This is a genomic window from Brevibacterium zhoupengii (genome assembly GCF_021117425.1).
Classification (GTDB): domain Bacteria; phylum Actinomycetota; class Actinomycetes; order Actinomycetales; family Brevibacteriaceae; genus Brevibacterium; species Brevibacterium zhoupengii.
In genome coordinates this window covers 3839177-3861578 of record NZ_CP088298.1, presented here as the reverse complement: position 1 = coordinate 3861578, position 22402 = coordinate 3839177, and the positions used below count along the sequence as shown (strand labels likewise).

Here is a 22402-nt window from a genome sequence, read left to right as displayed (position 1 = left end):
GCCAATGCCAGAGCCAATTGGTGCCGATGTCGATGTGATTGCAGTGACCGGCGCACGCGCCCATGAGCGGAGCAGCTGCGCCCGGGGCATTGCGGAAGCCCAGGGATTCGTATTCGTCCCAGCAGAGCAGACGGGCCAAGGACTCGAAGCAGTCGACAGGGCAGTCAATCTGATGCGCAAGGCGATCCACGTTCAGGGCCTGGTTCTGGAATTCCCGATAGAGGTGTCGGTGACGGAAATCGTCGGCACCCTCACCGCTGCGGATACAGGAACGAGACTCATCGATCTCGTCTGTGTTCTTGACGCGGGATGCTTGCTTGCCGACCTTGACTCCGAGGAGTTCATCAGACTCCCTCTGACGCGGGACGCGGACGACGGAGGCGTCATCGCCTCGAAGGCTGAGCTGATCGTCGCCCAGATCGAATTCGCCTCGACCATTGCAGTCGTCAACGGAGGATCGCTTGGGCCGAAGGCTCTCGAGCGGGCGACCTCACTGGTCAGCCATCTTGCCCCGTGCGCCGAGCAGAGACTTGTCGCGACTGCCTGTGACGTGCATGGTGGTGACCATAGTGGCGGCAGCGAGGCACACAGCCGCTCCGGGACGACCTATTCGCAGCGGCCACCGAGTGCCGGGTGGGTGTCGATCCTCAACCAGGAACTTCCGCCGCAGCGGCAATCCTGCGCGGTTGAAGCCATTCGCTACGAGCAATATCGTCCCTTCCACCCAGGGCGCCTGCATCACGCGCTGGACACGTGCCTGTTTCAGGGGCACTGTGGGCACATTCTGCGTTCGGCCGGCTTCGCGCGATTGGCCTCGCGCCCGCACGTCACAGCTCAGTGGGACCAGGTCGGCCGCATATTCACGCTCACTCCCTTGGCGCTCGACGACAGCCTCGGTGCCGAGGACGAGCTCCTCGCCTTCGGTCAGGACCTGGCATTCATCGGCACCGGACTCGACGAGGTCCGGCTGCGGCAGATCCTCGACCACGCAGCCCTCAGCGATGCGGAGTTGGCGGCAGGCCCCATGGTGTGGGCGAGCTTCCTCGACGAATTTCCGGCGTGGAGCACGACGGCGACGTAGGGCCGCCGATGCAGCTCGTCGATACGGTCTGCCGACAGCGGCTGCAGCTTCTTCGCCGAGGCTGCTACCGGTTTTTCACCAAGGCGGAGCACTCGGCGCAGAGTCCGAAGATCTCGAACACGTGTCGGGTGACGTCGAATCCATGAGCTTGAGCCGTGGTGGTGATCCAGTCCTCACTGGGTGGTTCGATCTCCACGGCCTTGCCGCAGTTCTCGCACACCAGGTGGTGGTGATGCTCGTCCTGAGCACAGGCGCGAAACAGCTGCTTCTCGGCAATCGTGATGGAGTCGGCGCCCCCGGACTCACTCAGGGCGTTGAGCTGTCGGTAGACGGTGGCCAATCCCACCGTGTGACCCTGGTCCTCAAGCGTCCGATGGAGCTGCTGGGCAGAGACGAAGCGCTTCTCGCTCTCGAGTGCGGAGCTGATCACGGCCTTCTGTGCTGTGCTCCGAGTCTTCTTGGGTTCTTCGGCCGTCATGTCCTTCTGCCTCCGACTGTGCAGCGCAGCTGGTCCTGTGAGCATATGCGCATACGTTGATGTGTTCCGATATTAATGAAAAACGTTACCATTAGCGGATGACGAGTGGCAGCCAGGTGGCAGGTGTGGTGAACAAGTGAGCAGGAAGCAGTCCGCAGACGCCGTTCCGGTGATCCTCCTGACCGGCTACTTGGGTGCGGGAAAAACCAGTCTGCTCAACCACCTGCTGCGCCACCCCGATGCGCGCATCGGAGTTGTCGTCAATGACTTCGGCGATCTCAACATCGACGCGGGCCTTGTCGTCGGGCAGGTCGATGAGTCCTTCTCCATCTCGGGTGGATGCATCTGCTGCCTTGACGACGACACCTCTCTCGAGGATGCGCTCACCGCGCTCGCGAAACCGCGACTGCGTCTCGACGCCATCATCGTCGAAGCCAGCGGCTTCGCCGAACCGCTGACCTTGGCACGCATGGTCACCCGCATGGGCCACCACCGCTTCCACCTCGGCGGGGTCATTGACGTCGTCGATGCCACCATGCATGCGGCCACGGTCGACACCGAAACCGCACCGCCGATGCGCTATGCGGCGACGACTCTGGTGCTCGTCAACAAGCTCGACCAGCTGCCGGAGGCAGATCGGGAGTCGTCCGTCGATGCGATCCGGGAGCGGGTCCATCAGCGCAATCCGCGACTGCTCGTCGTCGGCACCAGCTATGGCCGCCTCGACCCGGCGCTCATCTTCGATCCCGGAGCGGGAGCCGAACGAGGCAAAGACAGTACCCAGCCGAGCGTCGGCCCGGGTGAAGGCGACGGCGCGATCGCAGAACCCATCCAAGCCGAACTGCCGATCCGGGAACTCATCCGACAGGCCTACGCCGAAGCCGCCCAGGAGAGCCTCGATGGCGAGAATGTTCCAGTCCACAAGCACGCACAGTCGGTGACGATCACCGCTCGTGGACGTGCCGACGCCGGGGCGGTGCTCGACATTCTTGAGGATCTCCCGCCCGGGGTCTACCGGGTGAAGGGCTCGATCCTCGTCGACGACAGGGGTAGGTGCAGGCGCTTCGGGCTGCAGGCGGTAGGCCCGAATGTCTATGTGTCCGCAGCCTCGCCACAGTCGACAGCCTCGCCGCAATCGACAGCCTCGCCGCAGTCGACGGCCGCCTTGCCGTCGACGAATGCACCACAAGAGCAGGGCTGGGACAGCGCGCTGGTCGTCATCGGCGAGTCCTTCGACGAAGCAGCCGTCAGAGCAAAGTTGGAGGCCGCGTTGCGCAGCAACGGAGACTCGGCCGGAGTGGAACGACTCCGCCACTACGTGCGCCTGCACAGCTGAACACAGCCAAATACAATTGCACAGCTGACCACGGCAGCCCAGTCCAACGCGATAGTGGTGTTATCTGCGCCCTGTACGGAGGAAAACACCCGCGCCCGCAGACCTCGGCGCTCATACGATCGAATCATGACCAACCTCCCATGCTGTACTCAGCCTTTTGGGGGAGGAAGAAGACAACTTTTGGGGGACGCGTCGACCAACCGGGCCTGAAAGACTGAACTCGTTCCACCCTCGCCCGGACCATCCCCGCCGAAACACCCGAGCACCACCGAAGATCACCGCTCCACCCATCTGCAGCTCCCGCATGCCCAAAACCCGGAGGAACCCGTGTCCCTGATCACCAGGATGAGTCTGAAGAACCGTCTCATCGTCGGACTGCTCACCCTCGTGATCGCCGTCTTCGGCGTCATTGCGACCACCTCGCTCAACCAGGAGACGATGCCTTCGGTCGAGATGCCGGGCACCTCTGTGCAGGTCACGATTCCTGGGGCATCGCCAGAGGTCGTCGAGGAGACGGTGACCAAGCCGATCGAAACCGCGCTCGATGGAGTCGGTGACCTCGAAGCGGTGACCACAACCTCCTCGGCGGGATCGATGACGGCCAACGTCACCTGGCCCTTCGGCAAGGACGCCGAGGAGATGACGGACGAGGTCCGTTCCACCGTCGACTCTGTGAAGGCCGACCTTCCCGACGGCGCCGAGGCGGAGGTGCTCTCCCAGCAGATCGACGACGTCCCGGTCGTCATGTTCGCAGTCTCCGCCGCAGGCGATCCGCAGAAGCTCGGCGACCGCGTGGATTCCACCCTCGTCCCCGAACTCCAGGCCGTTGACGGTGTCGCCGGCGTCGAGGTCACAGGAGCGGAGGAACAGCGGGTCAGCATCAGCTTCCGGCCCGAGGACGTCAACGACAAGAACGTCGTCACCACCTCGGTGCCGGACGAGCTCACGGCGGCCGGAACAGTCGTCCCCGCAGGTCAGAGCGCGCAGGGAGACAAATCACTGTCCGTGGAGGTCGGAACCGAACTTGACGCAGTCAAGGAGATCGAGAACACCCCGCTGCGCACCGCCGACGGAACGGTCCTGCTCAAGGACGTTGCCGACGTCGACCTCGACTCAGTGGAGAAGACCTCGTACTCACGAGCCGAAGGCAAGGACGCCGTGACCGTATCGGTGACGAAGGGGCAGGACGCCAACGTCGTCGAGGTCTCCCACGGAGTCAATGAGGTTCTCGACACGATCGGTCCCGAACTCGGCGACGACGTCGCCTTTTCCACGGTCTATGACCAGGCGCCGGAGATCGAGAAGTCGATCCACGACCTGTCCGTCGAAGGTGGGCTGGGACTGTTCTTCGCGATCCTCGTCATCCTCGCATTCCTCGGTTCGTTCCGTTCCACGATCGTCGCTGCGATCTCAATCCCGATGTCGCTGCTCGTGGCAATGATCGGCCTGATGATCGGCGACTACACGATCAACATCCTCACCCTGGGGGCGCTGACCATCGCCGTCGGCCGAGTCGTCGACGACTCGATCGTCGTCATCGAGAACATCCGCCGCAGGCAGGGCACGAGCGAGCTGACGATCGACGATATCGTCGCCTCCGTCAAGCAGGTCGCCGGTGCGATCACTGCCTCGACCCTGACGACCGTGGCAGTGTTCCTGCCCATCGCCTTCGTCGACGGCATCGCCGGGCAGCTGTTCCGCCCGTTCTCCGTGACCGTGACCCTGGCCCTGCTCGCCTCCCTCGTCGTCGCACTGACGATCGTTCCTGTCTTCAGCTACTGGGTGCTGCGCAAGAGCCCGAAGCCCCTCTCGCCTAAGCGTCAGGCCGCAACAGACGAACGTTACGAGGCCTGGGCGGACAAACGCAGGAATCGGGCGATCAGGCGAGCCGAGCGTCGACAGCGCACGATCGAGAAGAAGAACACCAAGCGTGCGGCCAAAGGCAAGGAACTCCTGCCCGCCGCGAGCGTCGATGCCGCGATCGCACCGATGCCCGGGGACGGAGAGGCATCGGATCGGATCGACCGCCTCCAGCAGAGCAGCCTGCCCGCGATCACCGCTGCCCTGCGTCACCCCTGGCGCACGATCGTCGTCTCCGTGGCGATCTTCGCCGTCACCATGCTCATGGCGAGCTTCCTCAAGACCGACCTGCTCGGAGACGCCGGCAAGGAATCCCTCTACATCACCCAGACCTTGCCCGCCGGTGCCTCGCTGGAAGCCAGCGACGAGGCGGCGAAGAAGATCGATGATGTCCTCGTCTCCGACCCGGACGTCGCCACATTCTCCACGACCGTCAACGGACCGCAGACAGGGGCGGAGAACAGCTTCAACATCACGCTCAAGGACGCTGAGGTGGCCGAGACCGCAACGAATCGGATCCGCACACAGGTCGAGAACCTCGGCGAGGATATCGGCGAGATCGAGTTCCAGGACGCCACCGGAAGCACGAATGAGGACGTCGAGATCAAGCTCTCCGGCACCGACATGGATGCCCTGGGCAAGGCCGCCGATGCGGTGACGAAGAAGATGGCCGAGACCGATGGCGTGACGGATGCGCGCAACGACCTCGCCTCCGAACAGCCGGTCATCCACGTCGACGTCGACCGAGAGAAGGCAGCAGACTACGGGTACAGCCAGGCCGAGGTCGGGCAGGCCATTGCCGCGGCCCTGCACGGAAGCGAAGCTGGGACCCTGACGATGAAAGGCAAGGAACGCGATATCTTCCTTGCAGCGACTCACCCGGATGCCAGCCCCGATGAGATCAGGGCACTCGAACTGCCCGTCACCGAGGTGCAGACGCAGAACGCCCAGGAAGACGCGACCGACGCAGTCGAAGAGAAGACCGACCGCAGAGCCGAGGAAGCCAAGGCCAAGGCCGCAGACGAATCGGCCGAGCAGCTCGACTCTGCCCGGGAAGCCCGCGACAGTGCCGCCGATCAGCTCGAAGAAGCACGTAAGGCCCTGGACGAGGTGCGCAATCCAGGCCCACCGCAGAGCCCCGGCGACATGGCTGCCGACCAGGTCAACCAGGCAGAAGAAGGCGTCGAACAGGCAGAGAAGGGCCTGGAAGAGGCCAACGACGCGATCGATGACCTGATCACCGGCCAGCGTGAGCAGGAGGAAAGCCAGGCTGAGGAACAGGACCTCGCCGATGAGCAGGCGGCGATCCCCGACATCAAGGGTGAGCCGATCACGGTCGATGAGATCGCCAGCGTCGACGAGACCGAGACCCCCGCCACCGTCACCCGCGAGGACGGGAACCGTCAGGTCACGGTGTTCGCCACCCCTGCCGAGGGACAGCTCAGCCCGGTCTCCACCGAGGCACAGGAACTGACCTCGAACATGGATCTGCCCGACGGTGTGAGCTTCGACGTCGGCGGTGCGAGCCAGGAACAGGCCGACTCCTTCGCCCAGCTCGGATGGGCCATGCTCGTGGCGATCGCGCTCGTCTTCCTCGTCATGATCGCGACCTTCCGCAGCTTCGTCCAACCGCTGATCCTGCTCGTGTCGATCCCGTTCGCCGCGACCGGTGCCGTGCTGCTTCTGCTGCTGACCGGGACGCCCCTGGGCATCCCCTCGCTCATCGGCCTACTCATGCTCATCGGCATCGTGGTGACCAACGCGATCGTGCTCATCGACCTCATCAACAAGATGCGCGAGCACGGGATGGGGCTGTGGGATGCGATCATCCACGGGACCCGACTGCGACTGCGTCCGATCCTGATGACGGCGGCCGCAACGATCTTCGCCCTCGTGCCCATGTCACTGGGGCTGACCGGAGGGGGCGTCTTCATCTCCCAGCCGCTGGCGATCGTCGTCATCGGCGGACTCACCTCCTCGACGGTGCTGACACTGATCCTTGTCCCCGCCCTCTATCTCCTCGTCGAACGACGCAAGGAACGCCGGGCAGAGCACAAGGAGGCCAAGCATGCGGCCAAGCATGCGGCCGACCAAGACAGGATCGATGCAGAGACCGCCGAGGTGGCCGCCCGTCCCGTAGATGAGTGAGGTTCCGTGCAACGACGAATCACCCACACGAGAGTTCTGGTGAGCGAGGCCTGCTGAACACTCAGTGAAACGCGAGCGCACCCTGGCGGAGATGGACGACATGGTCGGCCCGAGCTGCCTGGGTGCGCTCATGCGTGGCCATGACGATCGTGGTGCCGCGGCTGCGCTCGGAGTCGATGGCCATGGTGATGTCCTCGGTCGCGCGAGCATCGATTCCGGCCAGCGGCTCGTCGAGGAGCAGCAGGTCCGCGCGTTGTGCCAGCCCCTGCGCCACCAGTGCGCGCTGACGCTGACCCCCGGAGAGTGACCCGAGGCGGCGCGAGGCGAGGTCGTCGATTCGCAGCTGGGCCAGGCAGTCGTCGACGATCCGCTGATCATCACTGCCGAGACGGGCGAAGAGACCCCGTGAGCCCCATCTGCCCATGGCCACGACCTGTCTGACGGTGATCGGAAGGTGGTCCGGAGCGGAACTGCGCTGCGGCACGAAGGCCACGGTCGACGGCAGGTCGGAAATCGATCCGTGCGTCGGCCGGAGCAGGCCCGCCAGTGCCATGAGCACCGTCGACTTGCCTGAGCCGTTGGCGCCGACGAGTGCCGTGACCTGGCCCAGGGGAACGGTCAGAGTGACCTGGTCCAAGGCGAGATGCGCACCATAGTGGCAGCTGAGGCTGGTGAGGGTGATCGGATTGTCCACACTCTAACAATAATGGTTATCATCATCGAATGGAATTACTGTTCGCGCCCTTCGAGGTGTCCTTCGTTCTCCGTGCCCTCATCGCCGGCGTGCTCGCTGCCGTGCTGTGCGGGTGCATCGGCACCTGGGTCGTCCTGCGCGGCCTGGCCTTCTTCGGAGATGCGATGTCGCACGGGATGCTGCCGGGGGTTGCAATCGCGGCGCTCCTCGGTGGTCAGATCATGATCGGCGCGGCGGTCAGTGCGCTGGTGATGGCGGCCGGGATCACCTGGGTGTCGCGCGAGTCGAAGCTGTCCCAAGACGTCGGCATCGGACTGCTCTTCGTCGGAATGCTGGCCATCGGCGTGGTCATCGTGTCCCACTCCCAATCATTCGCCGTCGACCTCACAGGCTTCCTGTTCGGTGACGTGCTCGGTGTCCGCGGTCAGGACCTGATCGTCCTCGCGGTCGCAGCCTGCCTCGGAGTGCTGGCCTGCATCCTCCTGCATAGGCCGTTCCTCGCGCTCGCCTTCGATGAGCGAAAAGCCGCAACTCTGGGCATGCGGCCCGGCTGGGCTCATGTTGCGATGCTCATGCTCACGGCCCTGGCAGTTGTCGCATCGTTCCAGGTCGTCGGCACTCTCCTCGTCTTCGGTCTCCTCATCGGACCTCCGGCCACGGCCTGCCTTCTGTTCGACCGCGTCGGAGCAATCATGGCAACCGCCTCGGCGATCGGTGCGTTCTCGTGCTTCTTCGGGCTGCTCGTGAGCTGGTATGCCCAGACGTCTGCCGGCGCGACCATTGCCCTGCTCACCGTCCTCGTCTTCTTCGCGGTGCTCGTCGCGAGGCGGGTGAAAAGTGCGCTACGATACTTTCAACACAATGAGAACCATTATCAATAGAAAGATCTCATGACGAGGACAACAGCATTCGCCGCACCGAGCGCGGCGCTGATCGCACTGCTCGCCCTCACCGGGTGCCAGGGCCAACAAGCGGCCAGCGGGACCAGCAGCCCCAGCCAATCGACGGCGCCCCACGGATACGTCGACGGCGCGGAAGAGGCCGATGAGCCGCAGTTGCGCCTGGCCGTCAGCGATGCGAAGACCGGCGCGGTCTCAGTCATCGACCTGCTCACCGAAGATGTCGTGGAGAAGGTCGAAGGCTCACCATCAACGACCCTGGCGGGGGCAGATTCCCGGTACCTCTACCTCGGCGATGGTGAAGCCGGAACGGTCACAGCCGTCGACACGGGGGCGTGGACGGTCGACCACGGCGATCACAGGCACTACTACAAGGCCGAGGCGAAGACCATCGGTCAGGTCGATGGGGCCGACCCCGCACACGTCGTCTCGACGCCGACCGAGGTGGCCTTCTTCTTCGACGGCGAGGGCCGGGCGAAGATCTATGACCGGAGCGCCCTCGGTGATGGTGAACTCACTCAGCTCGGCACCGTGAAGCCGGGCGCCCACCACGGTGTGACGGTCCCCTTCGAGGGCCACTTCGTCTCTACGCTTCCAGGAGATAAGGCCGATGATCTGCCGTCCGAGCTCACCGTGTACGACGACAAGGGTCAGGCCTCGCCGATCGACGCGACATGCGAGGAGATCCACGGTGCCGGCGTCACCCGCGACGGGCTGGTCTTCGCCTGTGCCGAAGGCGTGATCAGGGTAGATGAGGACTTCGACGCCGAGATTCTGCCCTATCCCGAGGACGCCGATGAGCGCGCGTGGTCGATCGAAGTCGGTCGAGACCTCGCCGCGGCCCCCTTCGACGGTGGTGGAATCGGGATCCTCGACGCGAGGACGGATGAGTGGACGTTCGCCGACACCGACGCCGAGGTGGTCTCCGCCGGCATCGCCCCCGACGATTCCGCGGTCGTGGCCCTGGACGAAGACGGGACCGTCTATTCGCTGGACCCAGAGACCGGAAAAGAGCTGGCGAAGAAGAGGCTCATCACACCCTTTGATGCCGAGGATCCAGATCACGGAGCCGGAACCTCGGTGGCCGTGGACAGCGAACGCACCTACGTCAGCGACCCTGCGTCGGGCACAGTGCTCGAACTGGACCCGGCCGATGGGCTGCGTGAGGCACGCAGCTTCGACATCGGCGGGGCACCGGCAAGCCTGGCTGTGACGGGGCGGTGATGAGCACACGGCGCCACCTCACTGCGGTGGCACTCACCCTGGCCACGCTCGGATCACTGACCGCCTGCAGCGGAGGCGACGATGAGCCCTCGATCGTGGTGACGACGAACATCCTCGGCGATGTCGTGAACAGCATCGTCGGAGACCACGCAACGGTCACGGTGCTGATGAAGCCGAACTCCGACCCGCATTCCTTTGGCATCTCAGCGAAGGAAGCCGGAGCCATGGAGAGCGCGGATCTCATCATCGGCAACGGTCTCGGGCTGGAAGAGGGGCTGTCGGCGAACCTCGACAACGCGCGCAGCGAAGGGGTGCGTGTCCTCGAAGTCGGTGAGAGCATCGACCCCCTCGAGTACATCTCGGGCGGCAGCGCAGGCACACCGGACCCGCATTTCTGGACCGATCCCGCACGGATGATCGCCGCAGTCGACACCATCACCTCGGCGCTGGAGAAGGAGGTCGGCGATGACCTCGCCGAGGCGATCGGACCGTCCATGTCCTCGTATCGGGGACAACTGGAAGACCTCGATGCCGAAATCGCAGAGATCGCCGAAACGATCCCTGCGAAGAACCGGAAGCTGGTGACGAATCATCACGTGTTCGGCTACTTCGCGCAGCGCTTCGACTTCGAAGTCATCGGAGCGGTGCTGCCAAGCGGAACCACACTGGCCTCACCCTCAGCAGCCGACCTCGAGGAGCTCGCGCGCACGGTCGAGGACGCGGGAGTGCCCACGATCTTCGCGGACTCCTCACAGCCGCAGAAGCTCGCCGAGGCCCTGTCTGACGAAGTCGACCTCGACGTCGAAGTGACACCACTGTTCTCGGAATCGCTGACCGAGGCCGACGGTGAAGCCGGAACCTACATCGACATGCAGAGAACCAACGCGCAGCGCATCGCGGACGGGCTCGCATCACCACAGATCACGGAAACACCATCATGAGAATAGGGAAGAGAGAAGAATGAGAACACGACACACCCTGATCGCACCACTGGCTGCGACCGCGGCCGTCACCGCACTCCTGCTGAGCGGCTGCGGCGGCACCGGGGCGGAGGCCGACCCTGATACCGGAGGCCAGACAGATGCGGGGGAGCCCTCGGACGCCGAGCAGGTCGAAGAAGCCCAGTCGCGCCTGGTCACCACCTACGACGGCGGCATCCTCACTCTGGACGCGAGGACGCTCGAGGTCATCGACGACACGAAGCTCGAAGGCTTCAACCGGGTCAATCCGGTCGGAGACGGACGGCACGTCATGGTCTCGGTGGCCAACGGATTCCAGCTCTTCGACGCCGGCGTCTGGACTGAAGCGCACGGCGACCACGGCCACAGCTTCGCCGGATCGCCTGAACTCACCGACAAGGTCTACGAAACAGATACCCCAGGTCACGTCGTGCGCCACGGCGGTTCGACGGTGCTCTTCGGCGACGGCGACGGACGGATGCAGATCTTCGACACCGACGCCTTCCGCGACGGCGCACCCGAACCCGAGGTCAAGGAGGCAGAAGAGGCGCACCACGGTGTGGCGGTGCAGTTGGAGAACGGCAGCATCCTGCACACCATCGGCAACGAAGAAGAACGCTCGGGAGCGAAGGTCGTTGACGCCGACGGCAAGGAGATCGCTCGCAGCGAAGACTGCCCGGGCGTCCACGGGGAGGCCGCTGCACAGAACGAGGCGATCGCCGTCGGCTGTGAAGACGGCATCCTCTACTACAAGGACGGAAAGTTCACGAAGGTCGACGCCCCGGATTCATATGGCCGCATCGGCAATCAGGCCGGATCCGATGATTCCCCGGTCGTGCTCGGCGACTACAAGGTCGACGAGGATGCCGAACTCGAACGCCCGGTGAAGGTCACCCTGACGAACACCGAGACTGGAAAGATGAAGCTCGTCGACCTCGACTCCTCGTACAGCTTCCGCTCCCTGGCCCGCGGACCCGAAGGTGAGGCCCTCGTGCTCGACACCGACGGCAAGCTCAACGTCATCGACCCGGAGTCCGGCAAGATCACTGGCTCCCACCCGGTCACCGAAGCGTGGAAGGAACCCGTGGACTGGCAGCAGCCCCGGCCGACACTGTTCGTCCAGGGGGAGAAGGCCTATGTCTCCGAACCGGACAAGAGCCAGCTCCACATCGTGGATCTGGCCACCGGTGAAGTGGAGAAGAGTGCTGAACTGCCACACGCCAGCAATGAGGTCACCGGGGTGACGGGCTGACGTCCGCGCTCAGCTGCCTGGCCGGCTCTGGTTGGTCAACTGCGGCAGGGCGGCGGTGGCCGATCGGATGTGATCCTCGGTCAGCTGCACCGCGTGATCGGTGTCGCGGTCGACGATCGCCTGCATGATCGCATGGTGTTCCTCCTGCAGCTGGGCCATCAGGGCGCGCGGATCCTCGACCTCATGGAAGGCGTCGAGGATGGGGCGTCGCAGAGAACCGCGGATGGCCTCCGTCAGATCGGAGAGCAGCTGATTGTTCGAAGCATGGGCGATGGCGACGTGGAAGGCGGTATCGGCATCGTTGAAAGTCTCCAGGCTCACGCCCGGGGTGTCCATGATCGCCAGTGAGGCATTCATGCCGGCCAGCGCGTCATCGTGGACCCGACCTGTGGCCAGTGCGGTGCTTGAGCGCTCCAACTGGATGCGTGTTTCGATGGCCTCCTCGATGCTGAAGTTCGCCAGAGCCACATGGAGGCGCAGAAACCGAGTCAGTGCCTCTTTGGGCATGGAGGCGATGAAGGTGCCCGCGGACTTGCCGGAGCCGACGTTTGAGACGACGACGCCGAGGGACTCCATGACGCGCAGTGCCTCACGCACGGCCGCGCGACTGACCTGAAGCTTCGCGGCAAGGTCTCGTTCCGAGGGGAGCGGATCGCCGACGGTGAGGTAACCGGAGGTGATCTGCTCCTCGATCGCATTGATGACGAGTTCATGGGTGCTCGACCGAGAAACCGCCTTCCATTCCGGTTCCTGGGGCGCCTTGGAGGCGTGACCGGCGGCGATGCCGTCGCTCGAGCGGACTGAATCACTGGGCATGAGTACTCACTTTTCGCACCTCGCCATCATCCCATGAGTAGGACCCTGCCTCATCGGGAGTAAATCCTTGACCTGGATCACATTCAGTCCTACACTCACTTTAGTGGTCTGACCACACAAAGGACATACTGAAACCCATCGAGTATGCATGTTCGGGCGCGTTCAACGTCGAAACGCAGACGCTGTAGTCGAGCACCGACCGTGCAGGAGAAAACATGTACACTCCTGAAATCGCCCCACTTGCAGACAGCCTCCTGTGGTCATCGCTGGTTGCGCTGCTGCCGCTGTTGACCATCTTCGTCACCCTCGGGTTCTTGAAATGGAAGGCCCACTGGGCCGGACTGGCGGCCGTCATCGTCGCCCTGATCGTCGCCATCTTCGTCTACGGAATGCCCGTCGGACTGGCGGGGCTCTCAGCCAGCCAGGGATTCGCCTTCGGGCTGTTCCCGATCATGTGGATCGTCATCACCGCCATCTGGCTCTACGAACTGACGGTGAAGTCAGGACACTTCGAAGACCTCAGGTTGGTCATCAACGTCATCTCCGATGATCCTCGTGTGCAGGCGATCCTGGTCGCCTTCTGCTTCGGCGGACTGCTCGAGGCCCTTGCCGGATTCGGTGCCCCGGTTGCCATCACCGGCGTCATGCTCATCGCAGTCGGCTTCACCGCTATGCGTGCAGCAGTCGTCGTGCTGGTGGCCAACACCGCTCCGGTCGCCTTCGGTGCCATCGCCATCCCGATCATCACCGCCGGCAATCTCACCGGGATCGACTACAAGGAGATCGGTGCCATGGTCGGTCACCAGACTCCATTGCTGGCTGCCCTGGTGCCGCTGTTCCTCATCTTCCTCGTCGATGGCAAGCGAGGCCTGCGTCAGCTGTGGCCACTCGCTCTGGTCGTCGGAATCGTGTTCGGCGCAGCACAGTTCGTCTCCGCGAATTATCTCTCGGTTGAAATGACCGACATCGTCGCCTCGCTCATGGGCCTCGCTGCTGCCGTGGTCATGCTCCAGTTCTGGAAGCCAGTCGGCGGCCAGGACGCTCTGGACAAGATGGCCGACGAGCGCAGTCGGGAGAAGGCCAGCGCGCCCGATGCTGGTGGAGCCGCCGCAGCCGTGACGACCTCGGTGGACACGAAGGGAGCACCTCTGACCGGTAAGCGCGTCTTCATGGCGCTCTTCCCCTACCTCATCGTCATCATCATCTTCTCCGGTGCCAAGCTGGTCCCAGTCATCGACAAATGGTTGGCCAGCACCGATGTCAAGATTCCTTGGCCGGGACTGGACGGGAACATTATGACCGCTGCCGGAGAGCTGTCGACGAGCACGGTCTACAACTTCCAATGGTTGTCATCACCGGGCACGATGCTGCTGGTCTCAGGCATCATCGTCTCCATCGTGTACAAGATGACCGTCAAGGACGCAGTCCAGGTCTTCGTCGACAATGTCGCCAAAATGCGATTCTCCATTCTCACTGTCGGACTTGTCCTGGCACTGGCCTACGTCATGAACCTGTCGGGCCAGACGATCACAATCGGCACCTGGATCGCCGGGACCGGGGCACTGTTCGCCTTCCTCTCACCCATCCTCGGCTGGCTCGGCACAGCAGTGACCGGTTCCGACACCAGCGCCAACGCACTATTCGCGACGCTGCAGCAGACGGCCGCGACGAAGGCCGGAATCGATCCCGTTCTGTTGGTGGCTGCCAACAGCTCCGGTGGAGTCGTGGGCAAGATGATCAGCCCGCAGAACCTCACCATCGCGGCCACCGCGGTCGGCCTTCTCGGCCAGGAGTCCTCGATCTTCCGCCGCGTCATCTGGTGGTCGCTGGGCATGCTCGTCGTCATGTGTCTGCTCGTCGGACTGCAGTCGACCGTCCTGTCCTGGATGGTTCCCGGCGGAGCGTGAGGCCCCGCGAACTGAAGTCCGAAGCTCCGCAAGCTGAAGCCCGCGAACTGAAGACTGAACACTGAAATCACGAAGCTGAAAAAACGAACTGAAGAGAAAGAGGCAGTGACCATGGTCAAGAGACAGTTGCCCAATCCGTCCGAGATCTTCGAACTGATGAAGTTCAAGAAGTTCGAGCTCAACTCCCGGAAACGTCGCCTCGATGCTGCATTGACGATCGAAGACCTGCGTCAGATCGCCAAGCGGCGCACACCGGCTGCTGCGTTCGACTATACCGATGGCGCGGCCGAAGGTGAGATCTCGATGGAGCGCTCGGTGCAGTCCTTCCAGGACGTCGAGTTCCACCCGTCCATCCTCAACGATGTCTCGCAGGTCGATACGTCGACTCAGATCCTCGGCGGCAGTTCGGCGATGCCCTTCGGCATCGCGCCGACCGGGTTCACCCGGCTGATGCAGACCGAAGGTGAGATCGCCGGAGCCTCCGCAGCCGGTGCTGCTGGGATTCCGTTCACCTTGTCCACTCTCGGAACGACCTCGATCGAGGACGTGAAGAAGGTCAACCCAGAAGGCCGGAACTGGTTCCAGCTCTATGTGATGCGCGAGCGGGAAATCTCCTATGGCCTCGTCGAGCGGGCCGCCGCAGCAGGGTACGACACTCTCTTCTTCACGGTTGACACCCCGATCGCAGGTGCCCGTCTGCGGGACAGCCGCAACGGCTTCTCCATCCCTCCGCAGCTCTCGCCTAAGACCGTTCTCAACGCGATTCCCAGGCCCTGGTGGTGGTGGGACTTCCTGACCACAGAGACGCTGCAGTTCGCTTCCCTGTCCGAGACCGGCGGAACAGTGGGCGAACTGCTCAACTCGGCCATGGACCCGTCGATCGACTTCGACGATCTCGCCACGATCCGCAAAATGTGGCCAGGCAAGCTCGCCATCAAGGGCGTCCAGACCGTCGCCGATGCCAGGAAGCTTGCCGACCTCGGCGTCGACGCCATTGTGCTGTCGAACCACGGCGGGCGCCAGCTCGACCGCGCCCCGGTTCCCTTCGAGCTGCTGCCCTCGGTGGCCAAGGAAGTCGGTCAGGATCTTGAGGTCATCGTCGACACGGGTATCCGCAATGGTGCCGACATCGTCGCCTCCATGGCCTTGGGTGCGGACTTCACGCTCATCGGCCGTGCCTATCTCTACGGACTCATGGCCGGTGGTCGGGAAGGCGTCGATCGCACGATCGCGATCCTCAGCGAACAGGTCGAGCGGACGATGAAGCTGCTTCAGGTCTCGAACGTCGCCGAGCTCAACCCGAGTCATGTGACCCAACTGCGCCGGTTCAGCCGGGACGGTCAATTGGACGTCGCGGAGACGGATACGAAGTCCGAGTGACTGTTGTCTGAGTCGGCAGCGGTCTTCGCATTGAAGGCCGCTGCCGACTCATCTGGCAGAGGCTCTGCCCGAGGCGCATCAGAGGAATGCTCCCTGTGCCGACTAACCGCCGAGGTGGGCCTCAGACACGTGTGTCCACGCGGTTGAGCGCGAACGTCGAGACAACCATGATGAGGAACGTCGACAGCGCCGAAACCGCGATGACCAGGCTCGCACTTGCTAATGAGACCGACGCAGCATCGAACGAGGTGTTGTCTCCACCGACCAGCGATGTGCCGAGCTGAGTGGCATATGTTGCCAGCGCATACGGAGACACAACAGCACCTGTGGACCCGACCAGCAGGGCAACTGTCGAGATGCCGGTCGCTGCCAGCGCGATCGCCACAGGGGCCGCGAACGAACGGATGAACATCGACAGTCCCGACTGAATCGCTGCGATCGGCACACAGGCGATGATGACGAGAATGCTGCTGAGAAAGTACTCCCACGGCAAGAACCTTGGCAACCCGAATACGATCGTGCCGAAGACGATGACGGTGAGAAGCAAGGCCACCTGCATGATTCCGGCTAAGACAGCCACCACACCGGCCTTGCCGACCACGATGCACCAGGTTGGTGAGGCGCCGGACATGAGCGCGTTCCAATTGCCGTTGCGGTGCTCGACCCGCCACACCAGAGCCGCCAGGATGGCGATGCCGACCGGCAGCAGAGCCATGCCGTAGAAGCCGATCGACCGGATCCATAGCGTGTGCCACCCCTCCGACGCCCCCTGCTCGGTGCTGAGTGTGCCGATGGCACCGGAGGCGACGGCAATGAGGGGAAGGAGAACCACGACCGGCCAACTCAGGGAGCGTCGCAACTTCATGAACTCAGTGTGCAGGTGTCTCATCTCAAGCCTCCTGTCGATCGAAGCGGGCGGTGATGAGAGTGAACGCAACGGTGACGACCACTGCCTGGCCGAGGACGGGGAGGCGGGGGATGTCGAGATAGACGAGGTCGGTACCGACATAGTCCGCTGCGCGCGCCAGTTCGTAGTAGCCCCACGGTGTGATGAGCTGCAACAATCCGGGCAGCGCCGGAGCGAAGACGGCGATGAATACACCGAGCACAGCAACGCCTAAGCACACGATCTGGTTTTCGACCGTCGCCGACAGCACAATCTGGAACGCGAGCACGCAGAGGTTGATCGTCACGGCCGCACAGGTGAAGACAAGCCAGTGCTCGCCGGGAAACGGTGACGTAATGCCGATGCTCAACCCCATCCCGATGAGAAGGAGACTCTGCAGCACCGTGGCCGCTGTGACGATGAGTCCCAGCGAGGCGAACTTTGCCCGGCACAGTGAGCCCGGTGTCTCACAGGCTGTCGACGACAGCAGCCAGCCGTTGCCCGCGTGCTCGATGTCGACCAGCCTGCTGGCGAGGACGGCGATGATGAGCGGCGAGATGAGGCTGACCGAGAGCCCGAGGCCGGCGAGCAGTAACTTCCAGCCGAGACCTTCGGGGTCATCGAGGTGCCCGAGCATACCCGAGGCGAGGCCGCGAAAGGCCGTCATCCCTGCGATTCCCAGCGGCATGACCATAGCAATCGGAGCGATCCACAGGTGCCGCATCTTCGCGAATTCATTGCCGATGATGCTTCTCATAACCCTGCCCCTGCTGTCAGGCTCTTGAAGATGTCCTCGAGCGACTGCTCGTCCCTGCGGACCTCGAAGATATCGATGTTGGCTTCGACCAGGCTCGAAACGACTCTTGCTGTCGCCTCCTCGCCGAGGTTGGTGATCCTGAGCATTGCATCGTGCAGTACAGGATGTTGCTGAAGCCCCTCCACCGCAGCTCGGGCATCAGCGGGGTTCGAGCAGCGGATGAGGACATCAGGTGTCGACTCCGCCAATAGCTGTTGCCGTGAACCTTGGAAGATCATCCGGCCATCGGAAACGATGCCTAGGACGGTTGCGGTTTTGTCGATCTCGCCGAGAAGGTGACTAGATACCATGACCGTCACACCGGCCTCGGCGAGGGTGCGGAGAAGATCTCTGATCTCCTCGATCCCGGCCGGGTCGAGGCCGTTGGTCGGTTCGTCAAGGATGAGGACCCTCGGCGCTCTGGCCAGGGCCATTGCGATACCGAGGCGCTGCTTCATACCCAGGGAGTAGTCGCGGACGCGCTTGGACATCTGCCTGCGGAGGTGGACGGTGTCGACGGCCCAATCGATCTGGTGCGGCGGGAGGTCGAGGAGTCGACCCACCATTTGCATGTTCTCCTGGCCAGTGAGGTGGGCATATCCGGGCGGAGACTCGATGAGGGAACCGATCTGGCCGAGCAGGCTGCGTCTGGTCTGTCGAGTCATCGGTCTGCCGAGGATGCGGACCTCGCCGGCCGTCGGGCGCACGAGTGAGAGCAGCATCTTCATCGTCGTCGACTTGCCGGAGCCGTTGGGACCGAGGAAGCCGTAGACGCAGCCTTCGGGGACGCGGAGGTTGAGATCGGCCACGGCAGTGCGGGATCCGTAGCGCTTTGTCAGCTGGTCAGTAGTGATTGCTGTTTCCATGCCTTCAAGCCTCGTCAATCATGGCGGGCGGCACATCGGTCGCAGGACAGAGATCTCCGAATGCGTGGGGCTCACCTCTCTGCCCTCAGACAGAGGACAGCAGCAGTTGAACAGGCGAGCTCAACGGTTGTCGGCGCGGACCATCCCCGAGGTGAAGGCGGTGACGACGATCTGGACCCGGTCTCGCAGGCCGAGTTTCGTCAGGATGTTGCTGATGTGGGTCTTGACGGTGCCCTCGGTGAGGACGAACTCCTCGGCGATCTCAGAATTCGACAGACCCCTGGCGACGAGCCTGACGACCTCGACCTCTCGAGGAGTGAGAACTGGGAGCGCAGTGGTGCCGGCTTGCGCAGCTTCTGCTGCAGGATTCTGAGATTGGTCTGTCGGCGAGGCGGGTACGGAGAAGCGTTCGAGGAGTCGACGAGTGGCACTGGGGGCGACGACAGCATCGCCGGCGTGGACATGGCGGATCGCCGAGGTCAGCTCGGCAGTACCCGCGTCCTTGAGGAGGAAACCATTGGCGCCCGCACGAAGCGCGTCATAGACGTACTCGTCGAGGTCGAAGGTGGTAAGGATGAGAACCTTGGGCGCGTTCGCCTCGGCGCGGATGAGGCGAGTGGCCTCCACACCATCCATCCGTGACATCCGCACATCCATCACGACGACATCGACCATGTTGTCTCGGGCGAAGGCGACCGCAGTGTCACCGTCCTCGGCCTCGCCGACGACGCTGAGATCGGGGTCGGTGTCGAGAACCATGGCGAAGCCTCGGCGCACCATCTCCTGGTCATCGACGAGCAGAATGCGAATCGTCAAGAGTCTTCTCCGATAGGGAATCGGGCGTGGACTTCGAATCCGTTCGGATCGAGAGGGCCGGTCTCAAGTATGCCGCCGTAGGCGCTGACGCGTTCGCGCATTCCCGTCAAGCCGTGGCCTCCTCGGTCTCGGTTGGGGCCCCGACCGTCGTCGCCGATACGAATGTCGATGGTCGTATCTGTCTGCTCGAGGACCACCCTGACTTTCTGCACCGAGGTTCCGGCATGCTTGCGGATGTTCGTCAGCGCCTCCTGGACCGTTCGGTAGACGGTGAGGCTCAGCCCTTCGGGCAAACTGTCATGCTTGCCACGGTGCTCGAAATTGAGGGGGAGCCCCACTGCTCGTGACTCATTGATGAGTTGATCGAGCTGCTCGATGCCCGGCAGGGGAGCGTGCTTCGCCTGATCATCGGAACGGAGAACATCGAGCATGCTGCGCATTTCCGTCATCGCAGAACGTCCGGTGTCCCGGACATCCTCCATGGCACGTTTGGCCTGGGCCGGATTCGACTCCGTGGTCGAGGCCGCACCATCGGCAAGAACCGTGACGACGCTGAGACTGTGGGAGACGACGTCGTGGATCTCCCGGGCGATGCGCGCCCGCTCCTCGGCCGCGGCGATCTGCTTCTGCGTCTCTGCCTCCCGCGCAAGCTGCCGTGTCTGCTCACGCAGACTCTCGAGGTGCGCCCTCCGGATTCTCACGAGGGCACCCCACGTGCCTGCCCACATGACGAGGACGATGAGAACCCCGATCTCACCGAGGTTGAGGTATCCCGCTTGCCGCAGTCCCGAAGTGGCGCTGAGAGTGAGGAGGACGACGGCCAGTGTGGCGGGGACGGACACGACCCACCGGTAACGGGACGAGAGGTTGTAGAGCGCCAGGACGAGCATGACATCGGCGACGAGCGGTCCGATGCCCGATGCTGACTGAACGACGGTGACGGCAAAGATAGTGAGGAAGATCGGGAGTGGATGTCGGCGTCTGAGCAGGTAGGGAGCGCAGAGACCGACGGAGAACACGAGTCCTGTGCCGATCCACAGGTGGCCCGGGACTGACGAGAACTGGATCGGCAGGTTGTAGAGAAAGATCGCAGCGATGACGAGGACATCGATGAACAGTGCATGACGGCCAGGCCATGAGCCGACGGGGGCAGGAGTCGAGGTGGAGTGTCCGCGCTGTTCGTGGCGCGGCTCCGAGAAGCTCCGTCCGATCTCCATCGCCTCCATCCTAACGACAGTTCCTGCGCGCACAGCACTACCGCCGTCGACCAGGGATCCAAAACAAGACAGCTGCCAGGGCCGCTGCAGCGACGCCGAGCCAGAAGGTCGCGACGAACCCACCTGGGCTCGGCGCCGCGAATCCGGCCGAGGACTCAAGCTGCACCGCCAGCACCATGCCAGTGATTGTCGCCCCCGAACTCGTTCCCACACTGCGCATCAAAGCGTTGACTCCGATCGCGGAACTGGTCATCGAGTAGGGCACCTCGGCCATGACGAGAGTGGGGATGGCGGCGTATCCCATCGCGACTCCGGCCAGAGCGAACACGCTGGCGACGACGATATGCCACACCTCAGCGTGCCAGACCACTGAGATGAGGTATCCGACCATGGAGGTCACCGCGCCCACAACTGCAGTCACACGTGCACCGTAACGATCGGTGATGGTCGCGGCGAGAGGAGCAACGGCCATCATCGCCAGGGAAGCAGGCACCAAGGCCATGCTCGCCCACAGGACGCTCAGGCCCAAGCCGGCTTCAGTGCGCGTCGGCAACTCGAGAATCTGCAGGAACGATACCTCTTGGACGAAGAGAGCGAAGCCGAAGGCGATCGAACCTAGACTCACCATGAGCAACGGCAGCTTCGACATGATGCGCAGATCAATGAGCGGGTCACGAGTACGCAGTTCATGGACTCCCCAGACGACGAGGAGCACGACCCCTGACCCGCTCAAACCCAGGGTCGCAGCTGATGCCCATCCCCACACCGGGCCTTGGGAGATCGCAACCAGAATCCCGCTCAGGCCGGCAGAGAGCATCAGAGCCCCACACCAGTCGAATCGTTGCCGAAGGCGAGTGGTGCTGGGGACGACGAAGACCACCGCGATGAGAATGAGGGCGCCGAGAGCCGCAGTCGTCCAGAAGAGCAGCTTCCAATCCCCGATCTCAGCGATCCAGGCAGCCAACGGCAGACCGATCGCGCCGCCGAATCCCATGCTCGAACTGATGAGGCTGATGCCTGCAATGCGGATTTTGCCGTTGTCGACGAGACCCATGATCGAAATGCCGACAGCAGTGGCTCCCATGCTCACCCCTTGGAGCCCTCGACCGACGAGCAGCCACAAAAGGTCGCTCGAAATCGCGGCGATAAGGGAGCCCACCGTCATCATCGCCAGCAGAGCGATCATGACGGTGCGCATGCCGAATATATCCGCCAGGCGTCCGGAGATCGGGGTGGTGACGGCCGCGACCAGCAGCGAGATGGTCAGGACCCATGCAGTGGAGCTGCGCGGTGCATCGATGAGATCGGGTAGATGGTTCTGGATGGGAACGACGAGTGTCTGCATGAAAGCCGTGCTCGTAGCAGCACCGACCAATACGACCACGAGCACCCAGGGGCGCCTAATGAGGAAGCCGCTATCAGCCACTGCTGTCCTCCCCTGTGCTCTTCTCACCGTCATTTGATCATCGCATAAGCCGCTGAGCCGCTGAGCCGCTGAGCCGCTGAGCTGGGAGGTGCCGACGGTGACGATCGCGCCAGCTCGAACGCATCACAGCGCCTCGCCGAAAAACTTTTTCTCCCCCGCGGAATAAACCCTCGCTCCGCAAAGTTGAGTCTAGTGTACGCAACTTTAGTGATGCCGAGCTTGACTGCTCGGACCACGGAGATAATACTTGAGTGCAGTTGGCTCAATGTGTGCGGTCGAGTGGGACCATTGCAAGTCCCCGCGACAGGAAATGTCGTGGAAGCCGCGCGGTGGGACCGCCCGATCGCACACATTCGAGTCG

Annotated in this window: 18 protein-coding genes; 9 read left to right on the top strand and 9 right to left on the bottom strand. The window is 63.3% G+C overall.

Annotation, left to right across the window (positions count from 1 at the left end):
• Window positions 1-4: 4 nt before the first annotated feature.
• A complete protein-coding gene (locus tag LQ788_RS17505) occupies window positions 5-1081 on the top strand; it encodes a GTP-binding protein (RefSeq protein WP_231443196.1) in 1077 nt (358 codons plus the stop codon).
• Window positions 1082-1145: 64 nt separating this feature from the next.
• Here the strand turns inward: LQ788_RS17505 and LQ788_RS17500 are convergent, their stop codons facing one another.
• Window positions 1146-1559, bottom strand: a complete 414-nt coding sequence (locus LQ788_RS17500) for a Fur family transcriptional regulator (protein ID WP_231443194.1) — start codon at window positions 1557-1559, stop codon at window positions 1146-1148.
• Window positions 1560-1695: 136 nt separating this feature from the next.
• Here LQ788_RS17500 and LQ788_RS17495 point away from each other — a divergent pair, with 136 nt between their 5' ends.
• Window positions 1696-2895 carry a CobW family GTP-binding protein gene (locus LQ788_RS17495; RefSeq protein ID WP_231443192.1) on the top strand — a complete coding sequence of 400 codons (1200 nt, stop codon included), beginning with the start codon at window positions 1696-1698 and terminating at the stop codon, window positions 2893-2895.
• Window positions 2896-3240: 345 nt separating this feature from the next.
• On the top strand, window positions 3241-6903 hold the full coding sequence (locus LQ788_RS17490) for an efflux RND transporter permease subunit (RefSeq protein WP_275902058.1): 3663 nt from the start codon (window positions 3241-3243) through the stop codon (window positions 6901-6903).
• A gap of 61 nt (window positions 6904-6964) precedes the next feature.
• Here LQ788_RS17490 and aztA read toward each other — a convergent pair whose 3' ends face one another.
• On the bottom strand, window positions 6965-7597 hold the full coding sequence (gene aztA / locus LQ788_RS17485; protein WP_231443188.1) for a zinc ABC transporter ATP-binding protein AztA: 633 nt from the start codon (window positions 7595-7597) through the stop codon (window positions 6965-6967).
• A gap of 29 nt (window positions 7598-7626) precedes the next feature.
• On the opposite strand from aztA, the gene aztB reads away from it, so the two are divergent.
• From aztB to aztD, 4 genes are read left to right on the top strand one after another with little or no spacing between them, the layout of a single operon-like run.
• Window positions 7627-8478, top strand: coding sequence for a zinc ABC transporter permease AztB (aztB, locus tag LQ788_RS17480; protein WP_231443186.1), 852 nt, complete (start codon window positions 7627-7629; stop codon window positions 8476-8478).
• Window positions 8479-8487: 9 nt separating this feature from the next.
• On the top strand, window positions 8488-9720 hold the full coding sequence (locus LQ788_RS17475; protein WP_231443184.1) for an outer membrane protein assembly factor BamB family protein: 1233 nt from the start codon (window positions 8488-8490) through the stop codon (window positions 9718-9720).
• Complete coding sequence (gene aztC, locus LQ788_RS17470; RefSeq protein ID WP_231443180.1) at window positions 9720-10661, top strand: zinc ABC transporter substrate-binding protein AztC; 942 nt, start codon at window positions 9720-9722, stop codon at window positions 10659-10661. Before LQ788_RS17475 ends, aztC begins: the two co-directional genes overlap by 1 nt.
• Before the next feature lie 19 nt (window positions 10662-10680).
• The gene (gene aztD, locus LQ788_RS17465) at window positions 10681-11931 is read left to right on the top strand and encodes a zinc metallochaperone AztD (RefSeq protein ID WP_231443178.1); all 1251 of its coding nucleotides are present in this window, start codon (window positions 10681-10683) and stop codon (window positions 11929-11931) included.
• A 9-nt stretch (window positions 11932-11940) separates the two neighbouring features.
• Here the strand turns inward: aztD and LQ788_RS17460 are convergent, their stop codons facing one another.
• Window positions 11941-12747 (bottom strand): FadR/GntR family transcriptional regulator, encoded by an 807-nt coding sequence (locus LQ788_RS17460; RefSeq protein WP_231443176.1) that lies wholly within the window; start codon window positions 12745-12747, stop codon window positions 11941-11943.
• A 215-nt stretch (window positions 12748-12962) separates the two neighbouring features.
• Here LQ788_RS17460 and LQ788_RS17455 point away from each other — a divergent pair, with 215 nt between their 5' ends.
• Both LQ788_RS17455 and LQ788_RS17450 read left to right on the top strand, forming a co-directional pair.
• On the top strand, window positions 12963-14654 hold the full coding sequence (locus LQ788_RS17455) for an L-lactate permease (protein WP_231443173.1): 1692 nt from the start codon (window positions 12963-12965) through the stop codon (window positions 14652-14654).
• Between the two features lie 111 nt (window positions 14655-14765).
• Window positions 14766-16034: an alpha-hydroxy acid oxidase gene (locus LQ788_RS17450; protein WP_231443171.1), complete on the top strand. Its 1269-nt coding sequence runs from the start codon at window positions 14766-14768 to the stop codon at window positions 16032-16034.
• Window positions 16035-16155: 121 nt separating this feature from the next.
• Here the strand turns inward: LQ788_RS17450 and LQ788_RS17445 are convergent, their stop codons facing one another.
• The 6 genes from LQ788_RS17445 to LQ788_RS17420 all read right to left on the bottom strand — a co-directional run bounded on the left by LQ788_RS17445 (window position 16156) and on the right by LQ788_RS17420 (window position 22041).
• Window positions 16156-16923 carry an ABC transporter permease gene (locus tag LQ788_RS17445; protein WP_262908281.1) on the bottom strand — a complete coding sequence of 256 codons (768 nt, stop codon included), beginning with the start codon at window positions 16921-16923 and terminating at the stop codon, window positions 16156-16158.
• A 1-nt stretch (window position 16924) separates the two neighbouring features.
• Window positions 16925-17677: an ABC transporter permease gene (locus LQ788_RS17440; RefSeq protein WP_231443167.1), complete on the bottom strand. Its 753-nt coding sequence runs from the start codon at window positions 17675-17677 to the stop codon at window positions 16925-16927.
• A complete protein-coding gene (locus tag LQ788_RS17435) occupies window positions 17674-18582 on the bottom strand; it encodes an ABC transporter ATP-binding protein (protein WP_231443166.1) in 909 nt (302 codons plus the stop codon). The genes LQ788_RS17440 and LQ788_RS17435 overlap by 4 nt, the downstream gene beginning before the upstream one ends.
• A gap of 120 nt (window positions 18583-18702) precedes the next feature.
• Complete coding sequence (locus tag LQ788_RS17430) at window positions 18703-19398, bottom strand: response regulator (RefSeq protein ID WP_231443164.1); 696 nt, start codon at window positions 19396-19398, stop codon at window positions 18703-18705.
• Window positions 19395-20615, bottom strand: coding sequence for a sensor histidine kinase (locus LQ788_RS17425; RefSeq protein ID WP_231443162.1), 1221 nt, complete (start codon window positions 20613-20615; stop codon window positions 19395-19397). Before LQ788_RS17425 ends, LQ788_RS17430 begins: the two co-directional genes overlap by 4 nt.
• A 37-nt stretch (window positions 20616-20652) precedes the next feature.
• A complete protein-coding gene (locus LQ788_RS17420; RefSeq protein WP_231443161.1) occupies window positions 20653-22041 on the bottom strand; it encodes an MFS transporter in 1389 nt (462 codons plus the stop codon).
• Window positions 22042-22402: the final 361 nt, after the last annotated feature.